General features: G+C 62.4%; 18 protein-coding genes. 16 read left to right on the top strand and 2 right to left on the bottom strand.

Going from position 1 to position 16,147, the window contains the following annotated elements; translation table 11 throughout:
• Nucleotides 1-152 precede the first annotated feature (152 nt).
• The 4 genes from ACSQ3S_RS27355 to ACSQ3S_RS27340 are packed head-to-tail and all read left to right on the top strand — an operon-like array spanning nt 153 to nt 3,816.
• Nucleotides 153-1,082, top strand: a complete 930-nt coding sequence (locus tag ACSQ3S_RS27355) for a branched-chain amino acid ABC transporter permease (RefSeq protein WP_176654102.1) — start codon at nt 153-155, stop codon at nt 1,080-1,082.
• Nucleotides 1,083-1,094: 12 nt separating this feature from the next.
• On the top strand, nt 1,095-2,312 hold the full coding sequence (locus tag ACSQ3S_RS27350) for an ABC transporter permease subunit (protein ID WP_436144332.1): 1,218 nt from the start codon (nt 1,095-1,097) through the stop codon (nt 2,310-2,312).
• Between the two features lie 11 nt (nt 2,313-2,323).
• The gene (locus ACSQ3S_RS27345; RefSeq protein ID WP_176654104.1) at nt 2,324-3,094 is read left to right on the top strand and encodes an ABC transporter ATP-binding protein; all 771 of its coding nucleotides are present in this window, start codon (nt 2,324-2,326) and stop codon (nt 3,092-3,094) included.
• Nucleotides 3,094-3,816 (top strand): ABC transporter ATP-binding protein, encoded by a 723-nt coding sequence (locus ACSQ3S_RS27340; protein ID WP_176654105.1) that lies wholly within the window; start codon nt 3,094-3,096, stop codon nt 3,814-3,816. Before ACSQ3S_RS27345 ends, ACSQ3S_RS27340 begins: the two co-directional genes overlap by 1 nt.
• A 169-nt stretch (nt 3,817-3,985) precedes the next feature.
• On the opposite strand, the gene ACSQ3S_RS27335 is transcribed toward ACSQ3S_RS27340, so the two are convergent.
• Entirely contained in the window at nt 3,986-4,546 is a 561-nt protein-coding gene (locus ACSQ3S_RS27335) for a phasin family protein (RefSeq protein ID WP_176654108.1), read from the bottom strand.
• A gap of 328 nt (nt 4,547-4,874) precedes the next feature.
• Here ACSQ3S_RS27335 and ACSQ3S_RS27330 point away from each other — a divergent pair, with 328 nt between their 5' ends.
• The 3 genes from ACSQ3S_RS27330 to pbpG all read left to right on the top strand — a co-directional run bounded on the left by ACSQ3S_RS27330 (nt 4,875) and on the right by pbpG (nt 7,693).
• Nucleotides 4,875-5,783 carry a DMT family transporter gene (locus ACSQ3S_RS27330; RefSeq protein ID WP_436144331.1) on the top strand — a complete coding sequence of 303 codons (909 nt, stop codon included), beginning with the start codon at nt 4,875-4,877 and terminating at the stop codon, nt 5,781-5,783.
• A 10-nt stretch (nt 5,784-5,793) separates the two neighbouring features.
• Nucleotides 5,794-6,489 carry a nitroreductase gene (locus ACSQ3S_RS27325; RefSeq protein WP_436144330.1) on the top strand — a complete coding sequence of 232 codons (696 nt, stop codon included), beginning with the start codon at nt 5,794-5,796 and terminating at the stop codon, nt 6,487-6,489.
• Between the two features lie 139 nt (nt 6,490-6,628).
• Nucleotides 6,629-7,693 (top strand): D-alanyl-D-alanine endopeptidase, encoded by a 1,065-nt coding sequence (gene pbpG / locus ACSQ3S_RS27320; RefSeq protein ID WP_436144329.1) that lies wholly within the window; start codon nt 6,629-6,631, stop codon nt 7,691-7,693.
• Here the strand turns inward: pbpG and ACSQ3S_RS27315 are convergent.
• Entirely contained in the window at nt 7,675-8,454 is a 780-nt protein-coding gene (locus ACSQ3S_RS27315; protein ID WP_176654112.1) for an IclR family transcriptional regulator, read from the bottom strand. The genes pbpG and ACSQ3S_RS27315 overlap by 19 nt on opposite strands.
• 104 nt (nt 8,455-8,558) lie before the next feature.
• Here ACSQ3S_RS27315 and ACSQ3S_RS27310 point away from each other — a divergent pair, with 104 nt between their 5' ends.
• The 9 genes from ACSQ3S_RS27310 (at nt 8,559) to ACSQ3S_RS27270 (ending at nt 16,037) form a co-directional block, all read left to right on the top strand.
• A complete protein-coding gene (locus ACSQ3S_RS27310) occupies nt 8,559-8,942 on the top strand; it encodes a diacylglycerol kinase (protein ID WP_436144328.1) in 384 nt (127 codons plus the stop codon).
• 99 nt (nt 8,943-9,041) lie between these two features.
• Nucleotides 9,042-10,043, top strand: a complete 1,002-nt coding sequence (locus ACSQ3S_RS27305; protein ID WP_413448449.1) for a sulfate ABC transporter substrate-binding protein — start codon at nt 9,042-9,044, stop codon at nt 10,041-10,043.
• Between the two features lie 2 nt (nt 10,044-10,045).
• Nucleotides 10,046-10,621 carry an RBBP9/YdeN family alpha/beta hydrolase gene (locus ACSQ3S_RS27300; protein WP_353403260.1) on the top strand — a complete coding sequence of 192 codons (576 nt, stop codon included), beginning with the start codon at nt 10,046-10,048 and terminating at the stop codon, nt 10,619-10,621.
• Nucleotides 10,622-10,645: 24 nt separating this feature from the next.
• The gene (locus ACSQ3S_RS27295; RefSeq protein WP_176654116.1) at nt 10,646-11,284 is read left to right on the top strand and encodes a peroxiredoxin; all 639 of its coding nucleotides are present in this window, start codon (nt 10,646-10,648) and stop codon (nt 11,282-11,284) included.
• A gap of 79 nt (nt 11,285-11,363) precedes the next feature.
• Nucleotides 11,364-12,137, top strand: coding sequence for a sulfite exporter TauE/SafE family protein (locus ACSQ3S_RS27290; RefSeq protein WP_176654117.1), 774 nt, complete (start codon nt 11,364-11,366; stop codon nt 12,135-12,137).
• A 187-nt stretch (nt 12,138-12,324) separates the two neighbouring features.
• Entirely contained in the window at nt 12,325-13,134 is an 810-nt protein-coding gene (gene cysT / locus ACSQ3S_RS27285) for a sulfate ABC transporter permease subunit CysT (protein WP_413448453.1), read from the top strand.
• Complete coding sequence (gene cysW, locus ACSQ3S_RS27280) at nt 13,134-14,033, top strand: sulfate ABC transporter permease subunit CysW (protein WP_176654119.1); 900 nt, start codon at nt 13,134-13,136, stop codon at nt 14,031-14,033. The genes cysT and cysW overlap by 1 nt, the downstream gene beginning before the upstream one ends.
• Before the next feature lie 4 nt (nt 14,034-14,037).
• Nucleotides 14,038-15,108: a sulfate/molybdate ABC transporter ATP-binding protein gene (locus ACSQ3S_RS27275; protein WP_436144327.1), complete on the top strand. Its 1,071-nt coding sequence runs from the start codon at nt 14,038-14,040 to the stop codon at nt 15,106-15,108.
• Nucleotides 15,105-16,037, top strand: a complete 933-nt coding sequence (locus ACSQ3S_RS27270; protein WP_176654121.1) for a CysB family HTH-type transcriptional regulator — start codon at nt 15,105-15,107, stop codon at nt 16,035-16,037. The genes ACSQ3S_RS27275 and ACSQ3S_RS27270 overlap by 4 nt, the downstream gene beginning before the upstream one ends.
• Nucleotides 16,038-16,147 lie beyond the last annotated feature (110 nt).

Below are 16,147 nucleotides of genomic sequence, written 5' to 3'. Positions count from 1 at the left end.
GGGCGGCGCGCAGGAGATGATACCGGTTCAGGCACGATACTTGCATCATGAACGCGTAGTCAACGGCGGCACTACGGGGACAACCTCCCCGGGTGCCGTTTTTGTTACTTGATTCGTCTGTGCAGGCATAACACAAAAAGTAAAGGCTCTTAATGGATACTTTTATCCAACAAATTATTAATGGACTGGTGCTCGGCAGCATGTACGCACTGGTCGCGCTGGGCTACACCATGGTGTACGGCGTGCTGAACCTGATTAACTTCGCCCACGGCGACGTGCTGATGATAGGCGCGATGACCGGCCTGACCATTCTCAAATACCTGAACGAATACGCCCCGGACCTGCCCGGCTACGTCAAGCTGGCGATCGCCATCGGCGGCGCCATCCCGGTCTGCATGCTGGTCAACATCATCATCGAGCGGGTCGCCTACCGCCGCCTGCGCAACGCGCCGCGGCTGGCGCCGCTGATCACCGCCATCGGCGTGTCGATCCTGCTGCAAACCTTCGCCATGATGATCTGGACCCGCAACCCGCTGGCCTTCCCGCAACTACTGTCGTCCGAGCCGATCACCATCGGCGGCGCGCTGATCTCGCAAACCCAGATCCTGCTGCTGGTGCTGGCGGCGCTGTCGATGACCGGCCTGGTGCTGCTGGTGGAAAAAACCAAGATGGGCCGCGCGATGCGCGCCACGGCGGAAAATCCCCGCGTCGCCGGCCTGATGGGCGTCGACTCCAACAAGGTCATTGTCGCCACCTTCGCGCTGGGCGCGGCACTGGCCGCCGTGGCCGGCGTGATGTGGGGCGCCAACTACGCGTCGATCCAGTTCGCGATGGGCTTCGTGCCCGGCCTGAAAGCCTTCTCGGCCGCCGTGCTGGGCGGCATCGGCAACATCTACGGCGCGATGATAGGCGGTATCGTGCTCGGCATTATCGAGAGCCTGGGCGCCGGCTACATCGGCGACCTGACCGGCGGCTTCCTCGGCAGCCACTACCAGGACATCTTCGCCTTCGTCGTGCTGATCATCGTGCTGACGGTGCGCCCGTCCGGCATCATGGGCGAACGCGTCGCGGACCGTGCATAAGAGGGGAACAATATGGCACTTCTGAATTTCGACACCACCCGCAACCCGCGCAAGGCCTACAGCAGCATGGCCGTCGTGCTGATCGGCCTGATGATCTTCCCGTTCGTGGCCGCGCAGTTCGGCAACTCGTGGGTGCGCATCATCGACATGGCGCTGCTGTACATCATGCTGGCGCTGGGCCTGAACATCGTGGTCGGCTTTGCCGGCCTGCTGGATCTGGGCTACATCGCGTTCTACGCGGTGGGCGCCTACATGACCGGCCTGCTGGCGTCGCCGCAGTTCGCCACCTTGCTGGAATCGCTGATCAATGAATACCCGGCCATCGGCAACACGCTGGTGGCCATCCTCGGACCGGACATCCAGCAGAACGGCATCCACCTGTCGGTATGGGCCATCGTGCCGCTGGCGGCCGCGCTGGCCGGCCTGTTCGGCGCCCTGCTGGGCGCGCCGACCTTGAAGCTGCGCGGCGACTACCTGGCCATCGTGACCCTGGGCTTCGGCGAGATCATCCGCATCTTCATGAACAACCTCAACGAGCCGATCAACTTCACCAACGGTCCGCAGGGCATCAACCTGATCGACCCGATCCGCGTGTTCGGCGTCAACCTGGCGGGCGAGGCGGGCTCGCGCGCCAATGTGGTGATCGGCGGCTTCTCCATGCCGTCGGTGAATGCCTACTACTTCCTGTTCCTGATCTTGTGCGTGGCGATCGTGTTCATCACCTCGCGCCTGCAGCATTCGCGCCTGGGCCGCGCCTGGGTCGCGATCCGCGAAGACGAGATCGCCGCCAAGGCCATGGGCATCAACACCCGCAACGTCAAGCTGCTGGCGTTCTCGATGGGCGCCTCGTTCGGCGGCGTCGCCGGCGCCATGTTCGCGTCCTTCCAGGGCTTCGTGTCGCCGGAATCGTTCTCGCTGACCGAGTCGATCGCCGTGCTGGCGATGGTGGTGCTGGGCGGTATCGGCCACATCCCGGGCGTCATCATGGGCGGCGCGCTGCTGGCCGCGCTGCCGGAAGTGCTGCGCCACGTGGTCGAGCCTCTGCAGGAAAAATTGTTCGGCCACGTGCTGATCGAAGCCGAAGTGCTGCGCCAGCTGCTGTACGGCCTGGCGATGGTGCTGATCATGCTGAACCGTCCGGCCGGCCTGTGGCCCGCGCCCAAGCATGAAGACCGTCCCGACGGCGACTCCGATACCAAAGATCAATCGTCCGGCACCGTGGCGGCTTGAGGAAGACAGAAATGAGTGAACAGGTAATTCTCCACATCGCCGGCGTCAACAAGCGCTTCGGCGGCCTGCAGGCGCTGACCGATGTCGGCATCAAGATCATGAAGGGCCAGATCTACGGCCTGATCGGCCCCAACGGCGCCGGCAAGACCACCTTCTTCAACGTCATCACCGGCCTGTACCAGCCGGACACCGGCACTTTCGAGCTGGCCGGCAAGCCATACTCGCCGTCGGCGCCGCATGAGGTGGCCAAGGCCGGCATCGCCCGCACCTTCCAGAACATCCGCCTGTTCGGCGAGATGACCGCGCTGGAAAACGTCATGGTCGGCCGCCACGTGCGTTCGCACCAGGGCGTGTTCGGCGCCGTGTTCCGCCACAAGGCCGCGCGCGAGGAGGAAGCATCGATCCGCAAGCGCGCGCAGGAGCTGCTGGACTTCGTCGGCATCGGCCAGTTCGCCAGCCGCACGGCGCGCTTCCTGTCGTACGGCGACCAGCGCCGGCTGGAAATCGCCCGCGCGCTGGCGACCGATCCGCAACTGCTGGCGCTCGATGAACCGGCGGCCGGCATGAACGCCACCGAGAAGCTGGCGCTGCGCGAGCTGCTGGTCAAGATCAAGAACGAAGGCAAGACCGTGCTGCTGATCGAGCACGACGTCAAGATGATGATGGGCCTGTGCGACCGGCTGATGGTGCTGGAATACGGCAAGCCGATCGCCGAGGGTCTGCCGGCGGAAATACAAAGCAATCAGGCGGTTATCGACGCCTACCTGGGAGGATCGCACTAATGGGCGACAACGTTCTTAAAGTATCGGGACTGAAAGTCGCGTACGGCGGCATCAAGGCCGTCAAGGGTATCGATCTGGAAGTGAACAAGGGCGAGCTGATCGCGCTGATCGGCGCCAACGGCGCCGGCAAGACGACGACCTTGAAAGCCATCACCGGCACGCTGCCACCTTGCAAGGTCGAAGGCACGGTGACCTACCAGGGCGAGTCGCTGAAGGGCAGCAAGTCGTTCCACCTGGTCGAGAAGAAACTGGCGATGGTGCCGGAAGGGCGCGGCGTGTTCACCCGCATGTCGATCCAGGAAAACCTGATGATGGGCGCCTACACCCGCGACGACAAGGCCGGCATCGAGGCCGACATCGCCAAGTGGTTCGATGTGTTCCCGCGCCTGAAGGAACGCGCGGCGCAGATGGCGGGCACGCTGTCGGGCGGCGAGCAGCAGATGCTGGCGATGGCGCGCGCGCTGATGTCGCATCCGAATTTGCTGCTGCTGGACGAGCCGTCGATGGGCCTGTCGCCGATCATGGTCGAGAAGATCTTCGAAGTGATCCGCAACGTGTCGAAAGAAGGCATCACGATCCTGCTGGTGGAGCAGAACGCCAAGCTGGCGCTGCAGGCCGCGCACCGCGGTTACGTCATGGACTCCGGCCACATCACGATGACCGGCAACGCCAAGGACATGCTGGACGATCCCCGCGTCAAAGCCGCCTACCTCGGCGAATAAAGATCCGGGGTCAGAGCTGACATTTGGACACGGTCTCTGCTGTAGCGACCGCTACAGCAGAGACCGTGTCCAAATGTCAGCTCTGACCCCGGATTAAAAAAAGCCCCGGTGTTGCGACCGGGGCTTTTCTTTGCAGGAGCCGGCACCCTACCGTGCCGGACGTCCTTAATTACTTCTTCGCTGGAGCAGCCTTGGCGGCGGCAGCGGTGAACTGGTTCACGGCCGAGCTCAGGTTCGACTCGATCGACTCAACAGCTTGCTTGGCGGTCTTGGTGAACTGCTCGTAGCCGGCGTTGGCGTTGCCGATTGCCGATTTCAGCATGGCAACAGCGTTTTCCGAACCAGCTGGGGCGTTCTTGCTCACTTCTTCCACCAGCGAGATGACTTTGCGGTTGGTTTCAGCGATTTGCGTTTCTGCGGCTTTGCTGAATTCAGCGCCGGTGCTCGAAGCGATGGTCGCCAGGTGACGGCCGTAAGCGATGGTTTTTTCTGCGCTAGGCTGGGCTTGTGCCGAAGCCAGCGAGAAGAATTCTTGTGGATCCTTGGCCGACAGCAGTTGCTTGGTGGTGATCGACGACTCTTCCAGCGATGCCTTGGCAGCGGTCAGGTTCAGGTCGACAAACTTCTCCACGCCTTCGAACGCTTTGTTGGTCAGGGCCGAGAAGATCGCGAATTGAGCTTCGAAGTTAGCTTTGGTCGCATTGGAAAATTGCTCAGGAATCGAAAACATATAAATCTCCAGGAAAGTAGTCATTGATTAAGTACTGCCGTTTCTAACCGTCGGCGAGAAACAGAGAACCCACGTTTCAGACCGAACATATTGTGCAACGCAACAAACCCGATTTTACGGCCTTCAGAAATTAAGTCAAGCGATTTTTTGTGCGTTGCATCAAAGAATGGACTCTATCCAAAGCAAAGTGTTTTCTTGTAGAAACATCCACACTGGGGGCCGCCGCCGATGGCATTCGGGCCGCCGTGATAGACTGGCCTCATCCACAGTCGGCGCCCCAATGCGGCGCCGATTTACTTTCATTTAGCTAGTGAATATTCCTGCCGATATGCCCAACTCCACCAAGGCCGCAGCGACCGCGCAGCACGCCACCTTCCTGTCGCCGCTACCGTTGTTTTTTGTACTATTGTGGAGCAGCGGATTTATCGTCGCCAAGTTCGGACTACCGTACGCGCCGCCGCTGACTTTCCTGGTGATGCGCTTCGCCGGCGTGCTGCTGTTGCTGGTGCCGGCCGTGCTGCTGCTGAAGGCGCCCTGGCCGCATGGCCGGATCTGGCAGATCGCGCTGGCCGGCCTGCTGGTGCAGGCCGGCTACCTGATCGGCGTCTGGTGCGCGATCAAGCTCGGCATGCCGGCCGGCTTGACGGCGCTGATCGTCGGCATGCAGCCCATCCTGACCGCCTTCGCGGCGCCGCTGATCGGCGAAAAAGTGCGTCCGCGCCAGTGGCTGGGTCTGCTGTTCGGCATAGTCGGGGTGGGGCTGGTGGTGGCCGCCAAGATCAAGCTGGCCGGCCTGTCGACCGAGGCCATCCTGCTGTGCATGTTCGCGCTGCTGTCGATTACCGTCGGCACCCTGTATCAAAAACGCCATTGTCCGCAGTTCGACCTGCGCACCGGCACCGTCATCCAGTTCGCCGCCTCCCTGGTCGTCGTGCTGCCTTTGGCTATCATATTCGAAGGTCTGGGCGCGGATTTTGCTGCGGTGCAGTGGACGCCGCGCTTCATCGGCGCCTTGCTGTGGTCGGTGCTGGGTTTGTCGATCGGCGCGATTTTCCTGCTGTTCGCGCTGATACGCCGCAGCGACGCCACCCAGGTCACCAGTTTGTTGTATCTCACGCCGCCCACCACCGCCATCATGGCCTGGCTGATGTTTGGTGAAGCTTTCAACGCCCTCGGCATACTGGGAATGGTGCTGGCGGTGACAGGCGTGGTATTCGTCGTCAAAAAAACCAAATAAGCGAGGCTCCATGATTTCTACTCCCGACCAGCAAGCCGTCGATGCGGCAATCACCTCGCGCCGCTCGATCCGCGCCTACCTGCCGCAGCCGGTGGCGCGCGAGGATGTGGCGCAGATCCTGCGGGTGGCGGCGCGGGCGCCGTCCGGCACCAATACCCAGCCCTGGAAAGTCTACGTGCTCGACGGCGAGCGCAAACAACAGTTGAGTTCTGCGATTCTGGCCATACATACTGACCCAGAGCAGGCGAAACTGCACACCGAGGAATATGCGTACTACCCGCGCGAATGGGTGTCACCTTTCATCGAACGCCGGCGCAAGGTCGGCTGGGACTTGTATGCACTACTGGGGCTGACCCGCGACAACAAGGCCGGCATGGCGGCTCAGCACGGCCGCAACTATGAATTCTTCGGCGCCCCGGTCGGCTTGATTTTCACAATGGACCGCATCATGGAGCAGGGCTCCTGGCTGGACTACGGGATGTTCCTGCAGAACATCATGGTGGCGGCTCGGGCGCGCGGGCTCGATACCTGTCCGCAGGCGGCATTTACCCAGTATCATCGGGTCATCGGACAAGTGCTGGGCTTGCCGGAAAATGAAATCGTGGTGTGCGGCATGGCGCTTGGCGTGGCCGATCCGACAAAGATTGAGAATACTTTGATCACAGACCGTATGCGGGTTGAAGAATTTGTTAAATTTGTCGATTAGAACTAGCTTGTTAAAACCGTATTGCGTCATTGCAACCAATGATGCGTTCAATGTTAAATATGCTTGCGCTCGTGCAGCGTTTTGCTACACTGCAACAGGTGCTTCGCTTTCGTGGTATTGCTCTTTTCCGGGGATATGAATGTATAAATTAGCTCTTAGTGCGCTCATTTCACTGATGTTCGCTTCCACGGCGGTGACCGCAACGGCTGCGACGGCCACCGATGCCGCGCCGAAGAAACATCAGACCAAGAAGAGCAAGACCCGTCAGCCTCTGCGCATCGCCGCCGCCGATACCGGCGAGCGGGTGATCAAGCGCGTCATCAAGGTCAACGGCCATCGCAAGGTGGTGTACCAGCGCATGATGGTGGCCGCGCCCGCCGTGCCGACCATGGGCGACCTGGCCGGCCTGAACATGACCCACGATCCGCTGGACCTCAAGTCCAACGTCGCGCTGGTGCTGGACCAGGCCAATTCCGAAGTGCTGTTTGAAAAGAATTCCAACGTCGCCTTGCCGATCGCCTCGATCACCAAGATGATGACCGGCCTGGTGGTGGTGGAAGCCAAGCAGGACATGGATGAAGTGCTGACCGTGACCGACGAGGATGTCGACCGCGAGAAGTTCAGCAGTTCGCGCCTGAAGGTCGGCTCCCAGCTGACCCGCGCCAACATGCTGCACGTGGCCCTGATGAGTTCGGAGAACCGCGCAGCGTCCGCGCTGGGCCGCAACTATCCGGGCGGCAAAGCCGCGTTTGTCGAAGCGATGAACGCCAAGGCCCGCGAGCTGGGCATGGTCGACACGCACTACGTCGATTCCAACGGCCTGTCGAAAATGAATGTGGCCAGCGCGCGCGACCTGGCCAAGCTGGCGATGGCGGCGTATCAGCAGCCCATCCTGCGCCAGTACTCCACCGACGCCAAGGCCATGATCGAAACCAATGGCCGTCCGATGCAGTTCGGCACCACCAATCACCTGGTGGCCAGCCCGGACTGGACTATCGGCCTGCAGAAAACCGGATTCATCAATGAAGCCGGCCGCTGCCTGATGATGCAGGCCGTGATCGAGGGCCGCTCGGTGATCATGGTGTTCCTGGATTCCAAGGGCAAGCAGTCGCGTACGGCCGATGCCGGCCGCATGCGCAAGTGGCTGGAGGCGTTGAAGCCTGCAACCCTGGTCAGCAGCCCGTCTTATTCGACCGGGATGTAACCCAGCGTGGCGGAGATCTGGTTGGCGGTCGTGACCAGGTCGTCCAGCCACTCGTCCTGCAGACGGTCGGCCGGCGCCGAGATCGACAGCCCGGCAATCAGCTTGCCGCTGTCGTCGTGGATGCCGGCGGCCATGCAGCGCACCCCCAGCTCCAGCTCTTCATTGTCGCGCGCGTAGCCGCGCGATTTCACCAGGCTCAGCTCGCGTTCCAGCTTGGCCAGGTCGGTGATCGAATTCTTGTTGTGCCCGGCCAGTCCGGTCCGCGTGGCGTAGGCGCGGATGGCTTTCGGCTCGTCCACCGACAGGAACAGCTTGCCGGTCGAGGTCAGGTGCAGCGGGCCGCGTCCGCCGATGGCGCGCACCACCTGCATGCCCGAGCGTTCCGAGAACGCGCGGTCGATGTAGACGATCTCGTCGCCCTGGCGCACCGACAGGTTGATGGTCTGCTGGGTCTTTTTGTGCAGTGCACGCATGAAATCCAGCGCGGCCTCGCGCACCGACAGCCGGCTCTTGACCACATTGCCCAGTTCCAGCAGCCGCATGCCGAGCCGGTAGGTGCCCGGCTCGATGCGGTCGACAAAGCGGGTCAGCACCATATCGTTGAGGATGCGGTGCGCGGTCGACGGGTGTAGCCCGGAAACCTTGGATAATTCCTTCAGGCTCACGGGGTCGGGATACTTGGCCAGGGCATCGAGCAGCGCCACCATGCGCTCGATCACCTGGATAGTGGTCTTTTGCTCGGGAACGGTTTCGATTTTCATGATGTGGTTGGTGCAGTGCGGTATGCGATACTTACTTTATACCATAATGTGAAAAAAATGGGAATTAATGCATAATGATGCATTCTATTTTTTCCGGCGCATCCATGGAACCAGTGAGCGAATTCAAGAGCAAGAGCGGCCTGAAACGTATCTATTCGGCCTGTTTGTATTCCATCGACGGCTTCAAGTCGGCATGGAAGCACGAGCATGCTTTCCGCCAGGAGGTCAGTGTGTTCGTGGTGGGCACCATCATCGCGCTGGTGCTGCGCATCTCGGCGTTCGAGAAATTGATGCTGATCGGCGTGCTGATGCTGATATTGATCGTGGAACTGATCAATTCATCGATCGAGGCGGTGGTGGACCGCGTGTCGCTGGAGCGCCACCCGCTGTCCAAGAACGCCAAGGACTTCGGCAGCGCCGCCGTGCTGCTGACGTGCCTGCTGGCGGCGGCCGCCTGGGCCGTCGTGTTGTTCAACCGCTTTTACTGAATCCTTTATTCGGTTTTGGCATATTGAACTGCTAAAAGCTTAGTTCTCATTTATAAGGGACGGCATTAACCTGAAGACCTTCACTACTAGGGGAATCAGATGCTGTCCAAAAAAATAATCGCCGCCGCCGTTTTCGCCGTAACCGCTGCCGTGCCGGCATTGGCCGCCGAAATCACCTTGCTGAACGTGTCCTACGATCCGACCCGCGAGCTGTACCAGGACGTCAACGTCGCCTTCGCCAAGGAGTGGAAAGCCAAGACTGGCGATACGGTCAAGATCAAGCAATCGCACGGCGGTTCGGGCAAGCAGGCGCGCTCGGTCATCGACGGCCTGGAGGCGGACGTGGTGTCGCTGGCGCTGGCCTACGACATCGACGCCATCGCCGAGCACAAGCTGTTGGCGCCGGACTGGCAGAAGAAGCTGGCGCACAACAGCACGCCATACACCTCGACCATCGTGTTCCTGGTCCGCAAGGGCAACCCTAAAGGCATCAAGGACTGGAACGACCTGGTCAAGCCGGGCGTTGCCGTCATCACGCCGAATCCGAAGACCTCCGGCGGCGCCCGCTGGAACCACCTGGCCGCCTACGGCTACGCGCTGCGCCTGCCGGGCGGCAGCGAAGCGTCCGCCAAGGACTTCCTGACCAAGCTGTACAAGAACGTGCCGGTGCTCGACTCCGGCGCGCGCGGCGCCACCACCACCTTTGTCGAGCGCGGCATCGGCGACGTGCTGATCGCTTGGGAAAACGAAGCGCTGCTGGCGATCAAGGAACTGGGTCCGACCAAGTTCGACATCGTCGCGCCGTCGGTCTCCATTCTGGCCGAACCGCCGGTGGCCGTGGTCGACAAAGTGGCCGACAAGCGCGGCACCCGCAAGGTGGCCGAGGCTTACCTGAACTTCCTGTACACCGACGAGGCGCAGGAAATCATCGCCAAGAACTACTACCGTCCGGCCGTGGAAAAGGAGGCGAAGAAATACGCCGGCCAATTCCCTAACGTCAAGCTGTTCAAGCTGTCGGATGTGGCCGGCGACTGGACCAAGGCGCAGAAGACCCACTTCGCCGACGGCGGCCTGTTCGACCAGATCTACCAGCCGAAGTAATCATGGACGGTGTGCTGAGCCAGTTTCGCGTGTTGATTGCTCCCGGTCTGCATGGCAGCGGACCGGAGCACTGGCAAAGCCGCTGGCAGCGCCTGTTCCCGGCCTTCGAGCGAATCGAGCAGGACGACTGGGATGTGCCGGACCTGCCGCGCTGGTCGGCGCGCGTGGACCGCCAGCGCCGCGCCGTTGTCAACACTGGCGACGATCCGCGCCCGCTGCTGATCGTCGCCCACAGCTTCGGCAGCCTGGCCGCCGTGCACAGCGTGGCGCGCGATCCGGCCGGTGTGGCCGGACTGCTGCTGGTGGCGCCGGCCGATCCCGACAAATTCAATGTGGCGGCGCTGCTGCCGAAGCAGGCGCTGCCGGTGCCATCCGTCATGGTCGGCAGCACCGACGATCCGTGGATGGCCGCGCCGCGCGCCGAACTGTGGGCGCGGCACTGGCACAGCCGCTTCATCAACGGTGGTCCGCTGGGCCACATCAATGCCGAGTCGGGGCTGGGCGATTGGCCGGAAGGGCTCGAAATATTGTATTTTTTAGCAGAAAAGGCGCAAAATAACGCGCTGACGGCCCACTGACTCACAATTACTCTGGAGATGACCATGACCCTGCGTTTGGGCGACACCGCCCCTGATTTCGAACAAGACTCTTCCATCGGCAAGCTGCACTTCCACGAGTGGGCTGGCAATTCGTGGGTGGTGTTGTTTTCGCACCCGGCGGACTTCACGCCCGTCTGCACCACCGAGCTGGGCCTGACCGCCAAGCTGAAACCTGAATTCGACAAGCGCAACGTCAAGGCGATCGCGCTGTCGGTCGATCCGGCCGAATCGCACAAGGCCTGGATCAGCGACATCGAGCAGACCCAGGACACCGTGGTCGGCTTCCCCATCATCGCCGACGAAGACCGCAAGGTCGCCACGCTGTACGACATGATCCATCCGAACGCCTCGGCCACGGCCACCGTGCGCACGCTGTTCGTCATCGACCCGAACAAGAAGGTGCGCCTGAGCATCACCTATCCGATGAGCACCGGCCGCAACTTCGACGAAGTGCTGCGCGTGATCGATGCGCTGCAGCTGACGGACGGCTACACCGTGGCCACCCCGGGCAACTGGAAAGACGGCGACGACGTCATCATTCCGCTGACCGTGCAAGACCCGGAAGTGCTGAAGCAAAAGTATCCGAAAGGCTATACCGCCGCCCGTCCATACTTGCGCGTCACGCCACAACCCAATAAATAACGCATAAGCAAATAAGCATTCCGTTGTTTGGAAGTTTCCCTAGAGTAGTTTACTCTGCGAGCTACTCTTGGGGAATTGCATGGATTTGTCCTTTGTCGCATCTGGTTTCGCGGTCGGCCTGCTGGTCGGCATGACGGGCGTGGGCGGCGGCTCGCTGATGACGCCGCTGTTGACGCTGTTGTTCGGCGTGTCGCCGGCGGTCGCGGTCGGCACCGACCTGGCGTTCGCCTCGCTGACCAAGGGCGTCGGCACCTTCACCCACCGCATGCGCGGCACGGTGCACTGGGAAATCGTGCGCCGGCTGTGCATCGGCGCCTTGCCGGCCGCCTTGCTGGCCAGCTTTGCGCTCAAGCATTTCGGCACCCTCAACCAGGAAATCGGCCAGGTGATCCGCTACATGATCGCCGGCTCGGTGATGTTGACCGTGGTCGCCTTACTATTCAAACGCAAGATGCTGGCCTGGATCACGGCCCGTCCCGAACGGCAGCTGCAGGGCAGCGCGCTGACCACCGCCACCATCGTTGCCGGCGCCGTGCTGGGCACGCTGGTGACGATCTCGTCGATCGGTGCTGGCGCCATCGGCGCGACCCTGCTGGTGATGCTGTATCCGCGCCTGAGCGCGGCCGAAGTGGCCGGCACCGACATCGCCTACGCCGTGCCGCTGACCGCGATTGCCGCCGTCGGCCACTGGTGGCTGGGCTCGATCAACTGGTCCTTGCTGCTGACCTTGCTGGTCGGCTCGCTGCCGGGCATCACCATCGGCGCCTACGCCGCGCGCGCCGTGCCGGAACGCCTGCTGCGCGGGCTGCTGGCCTTCACTCTGGTGGCGGTTGCCGCCAAGCTCGTATCTTGAACGGATTTCCGGATCGATATACCGGAATCGTCTAATCAAATGAAAAAAGCTTCGTTTGTATTATGAAGCGTAGATGAGATTATGCAGCCCTTATAGAAGAATTTGTAATAAGGGAGCATACATGTCCGCAGTTCTCGCAGCGCCCGCCACGGCCCCCGTTGCGTCCAGGGGAGCGCCGTACCGCGTGATGCCGGGTTTCCGGCTCTCGCTGGGATTTACCATTTTCTACCTGACGCTGATCGTCCTGATCCCGCTGTCGGCCGTGTTCCTGAAGACGTTCACGCTGACCTGGGAAGCGTTCTGGCACGCCGTGACGTCGGACCGGGTGATGGCCTCGTACCGCCTGACCTTCGGCGCCTCGCTGATCGGCGCCTTCATCAACGTCATCTTCGGCGGCATCGTCGCCTGGGTGTTGGTGCGTTATGAATTCCCCGGCAAGCGTATCGTCGACGCGCTGGTCGACCTGCCGTTCGCGCTGCCCACCGCCGTGGCCGGCATCACGCTGACGGCGCTGTACTCGGCCAACGGCTGGTTCGGCCGCATTCTCGAAGGCATGCTGGGCCTGAAGGTGGCGTTCACGCCGATCGGCGTGGTCATCGCGCTGACCTTCATCGGCCTGCCGTTCGTGGTGCGCACCGTGCAGCCGGTGCTGGAGGACGCCGAGCGCGAACTGGAGGAGGCCGCCGCCAGCCTGGGCGCCAACGCCTTCCAGACCTTCTTCCGCGTGGTGTTCCCGACCATCCTGCCGTCGCTGATGACCGGCTTCGCGCTGGCCTTCGCCCGCGCCACCGGCGAATACGGCTCGGTGATCTTCATCGCCGGCAACATGCCGATGGTGTCCGAGATCACGCCGCTGTTCATCATCACCAAGCTGGAGCAGTACGACTACGCCGGCGCCACCGCGATCGCCGTGGTGATGCTGATCGTCTCCTTCCTCATGCTGTTGACCATCAACCTGTTGCAAGCCTGGGCTCGCGGAAAGTCGGGGAATAAATAATGAGCGGCGTTCCTGTTGTTCCTGCTACTGCAGTGCGGCGCGGCGAACTGCCGTCGGCCCCGCAAATCCTCGAACCGCTGTGGGTGCGCGGCGCGCTGATCGCCATCGCGCTGACCTTCCTGACCTTGTTCCTGTTCGTGCCGCTGGTGGCTGTGTTCGTCGAAGCCTTCCGCAAGGGCTGGGAAGCCTACGTGTCCGCCATCGTCGAGGAAGACGCGATCTCGGCCATCAAGCTGACCCTGATCACCGCCGTCATCGCCGTGCCGCTGAACCTGGTGTTCGGCGTGGCGGCGTCGTGGTGCATCGCCAAGTTCGAGTTCCGCGGCAAGAGCATCCTGCTGACCCTGATCGACCTGCCGTTCTCGGTATCGCCGGTGATCTCCGGCCTGATCTACGTGCTGCTGTTCGGCGCGCAGGGCTGGTTCGGCCCATGGCTGCAGGAGCACGACATCAAGATCCTGTTCGCGGTGCCGGGCATCGTGCTGGCGACCATCTTCGTCACCTTCCCATTCGTCGCACGCGAACTGATCCCGCTGATGCAGGCGCAGGGCAGCGAGGAAGAGGAGGCCGCCATCGTGCTGGGCGCCTCCGGCTGGGACACCTTCCGCCGCGTCACGCTGCCCAACATCAAGTGGGGCCTGCTGTACGGCGTGATCCTGTGTAACGCCCGCGCGATGGGCGAGTTCGGCGCGGTGTCGGTGGTGTCCGGCCACATCCGCGGCGAGACCAACACCGTGCCGCTGCAGGTCGAGATTCTGTACAACGAATACAACTTTGCCGCAGCTTTCGCCGTGGCGTCCCTGCTGGCCCTGCTGGCGCTGGTGACGCTGGCCCTGAAATCCTTTATCGCCTGGCGCTTGAACGAATCCATCGCCGACGACGTGCGCCCTACGGAGTAATACCATGACGATCGAAGTTAAAAACATCAATAAACGGTTCGGCGATTTCGTCGCCCTGAACAATGTGTCGCTGGACTTTCCGCAAGGCGAGCTGACCGCGCTGCTGGGGCCGTCCGGCTGCGGCAAGACCACGCTGCTGCGCATCATCGCCGGCCTCGAGCATCCTGACTCGGGCCAGGTGCTGCTGGACGCCAACGACGCTTCCCACCGCCACGTGCGCGAGCGTCAGGTCGGCTTCGTGTTCCAGCATTACGCGCTGTTCAAGCACATGACCGTGTTTGAAAACGTCGCCTTCGGCCTGCGCGTCAAGCCGCGCGCCGAACGGCCGTCGGAAGACCAGATCCGCTGCAAGGTCAAGGAGCTGCTGGAGCTGGTGCAGCTGGACTGGCTGGCCGACCGCTATCCGCCGCAACTGTCGGGCGGGCAGCGCCAGCGCATCGCCCTGGCGCGGGCCTTGGCGGTGGAGCCTCGCGTGTTACTGCTGGACGAACCGTTCGGTGCGCTGGACGCCAAGGTGCGCAAGGAACTGCGCCGCTGGCTGCGGCGCCTGCACGACGACCTGCACGTGACGTCGATCTTCGTCACCCACGACCAGGAAGAGGCGCTGGAAGTGGCCGACCAGGTGGTGCTGATGAACAAGGGTAACGTCGAACAGATAGGCGCGCCGAGCGAGGTCTACAACCATCCGGCCTCGCCGTTCGTCTACGGCTTCCTCGGCAACGTGAACATGTTCCACGGCCGCGTGCAGGACGGCGTGCTCGCCAGCGGCGACGCCTCGTTCACCGTGCCGGGCCAGCCTTCGGCCGACGGCAACGGCACCGCCTATGTGCGTCCGCACGACCTGGAGATCGACCGCTACACGCCGGGCGCGGAAGGCATCGTGGTCAAGCTGCGCCGCGCCCATGCAATCGGCCCGCTGGCGCAACTGGATCTGGAGCGCGGCGATACCGCCGAGCTGATCGAAGCGGTGATGTCCAACGAGCGTTTCAGCCATCTGCAACTGAAAGAAGGCGAAACCCTGGTGGTGCGTCCCAAACGCCTGCATGTGTTCGTTGACGGAGGAGCCGCCATATGAATTTTCAACAATTGCGCTCCATCCGCGAAGCCGCGCGACGCGGCTACAACCTGACCGAAGTGGCGAACGCCTTGTTCACCTCGCAGCCTGGCGTCAGCCGCCAGATCCGCGAACTGGAAGACGAACTGGGCGTGGTGATTTTCGAACGCAACGGCAAGCGCCTGACCGGCATGACCGAGCCGGGCAAGGGCATCCTGAAGATCATCGACCGCCTGCTGATCGAGGCGGAAAACCTGCAGCAGGCCAGCCTGGAATACACCGGCCAGCAAAGCGGCACGCTGAGCGTGGCGGCCACCCACACGCAGGCGCGCTACGCGCTGCCGAAAGTGGTGCAGAGCTTCCGCACCGCCTATCCCGACGTGCGCATCGCCCTGCAGCAGAGCGCGCCCGAGCACATCGCCGAATGGATTTTGTCCGGCAAGACCGACATCGGCATCGCCACCGAGGGCCTGTCGCAGTTCCCCGACCTGGTGTCCTTCCCTTGCTACCGCTGGAGTCATTTGATCGTGGTGCCGGACGGCCATCCGTTGCTGTCGCGCTCGCCGATCAGGCTGGAAGACCTGGCCGAGTTCCCGCTGATCACCTATGACGTGGGCTTCACCGGCCGCGGCCATATCGACGCGGCGTTTGCGGCGGCCGGCGTCAAGCCCGACATCGTGCTGACGGCGATGGATTCGGACGTCATCAAGCAGTACGTCGCGCTTGGCCTGGGCGTGGGCATCGTGGCGTCGATGGCCTTCGACCACGGCCGCGACAAGGGCATGCGCGCGGTGGAAGCGTCGCACCTGTTTGCGCAAAACACCACCCGGCTGGCGGTGCGCCGCGGCGCCTACCTGCGCTCGTACGCCTACCATTTCATCCAGCAATTCGCGCCGGACCTGACCCGCGCCGATATCGACGCCGCCTTGAACGGCGGGGATCCGTCCTGATCCGGAGGCCGCCGCCACCGGTGTGGCGGCGGTCTGACAGTTGCAGAAAATTTCCGTCAGAGATGTCTGATTGACCATATACTGAAACCACAAAACTAAAACGCGGCAAC

Origin of the sequence: Duganella sp. LjRoot269 (assembly GCF_964254095.1) — a bacterium.
GTDB lineage: Bacteria > Pseudomonadota > Gammaproteobacteria > Burkholderiales > Burkholderiaceae_D > Rugamonas > Rugamonas hordei.
The sequence above is the reverse complement of the archived record's forward strand: the minus strand, read 5'-3'. Positions and strand labels throughout refer to the sequence as shown.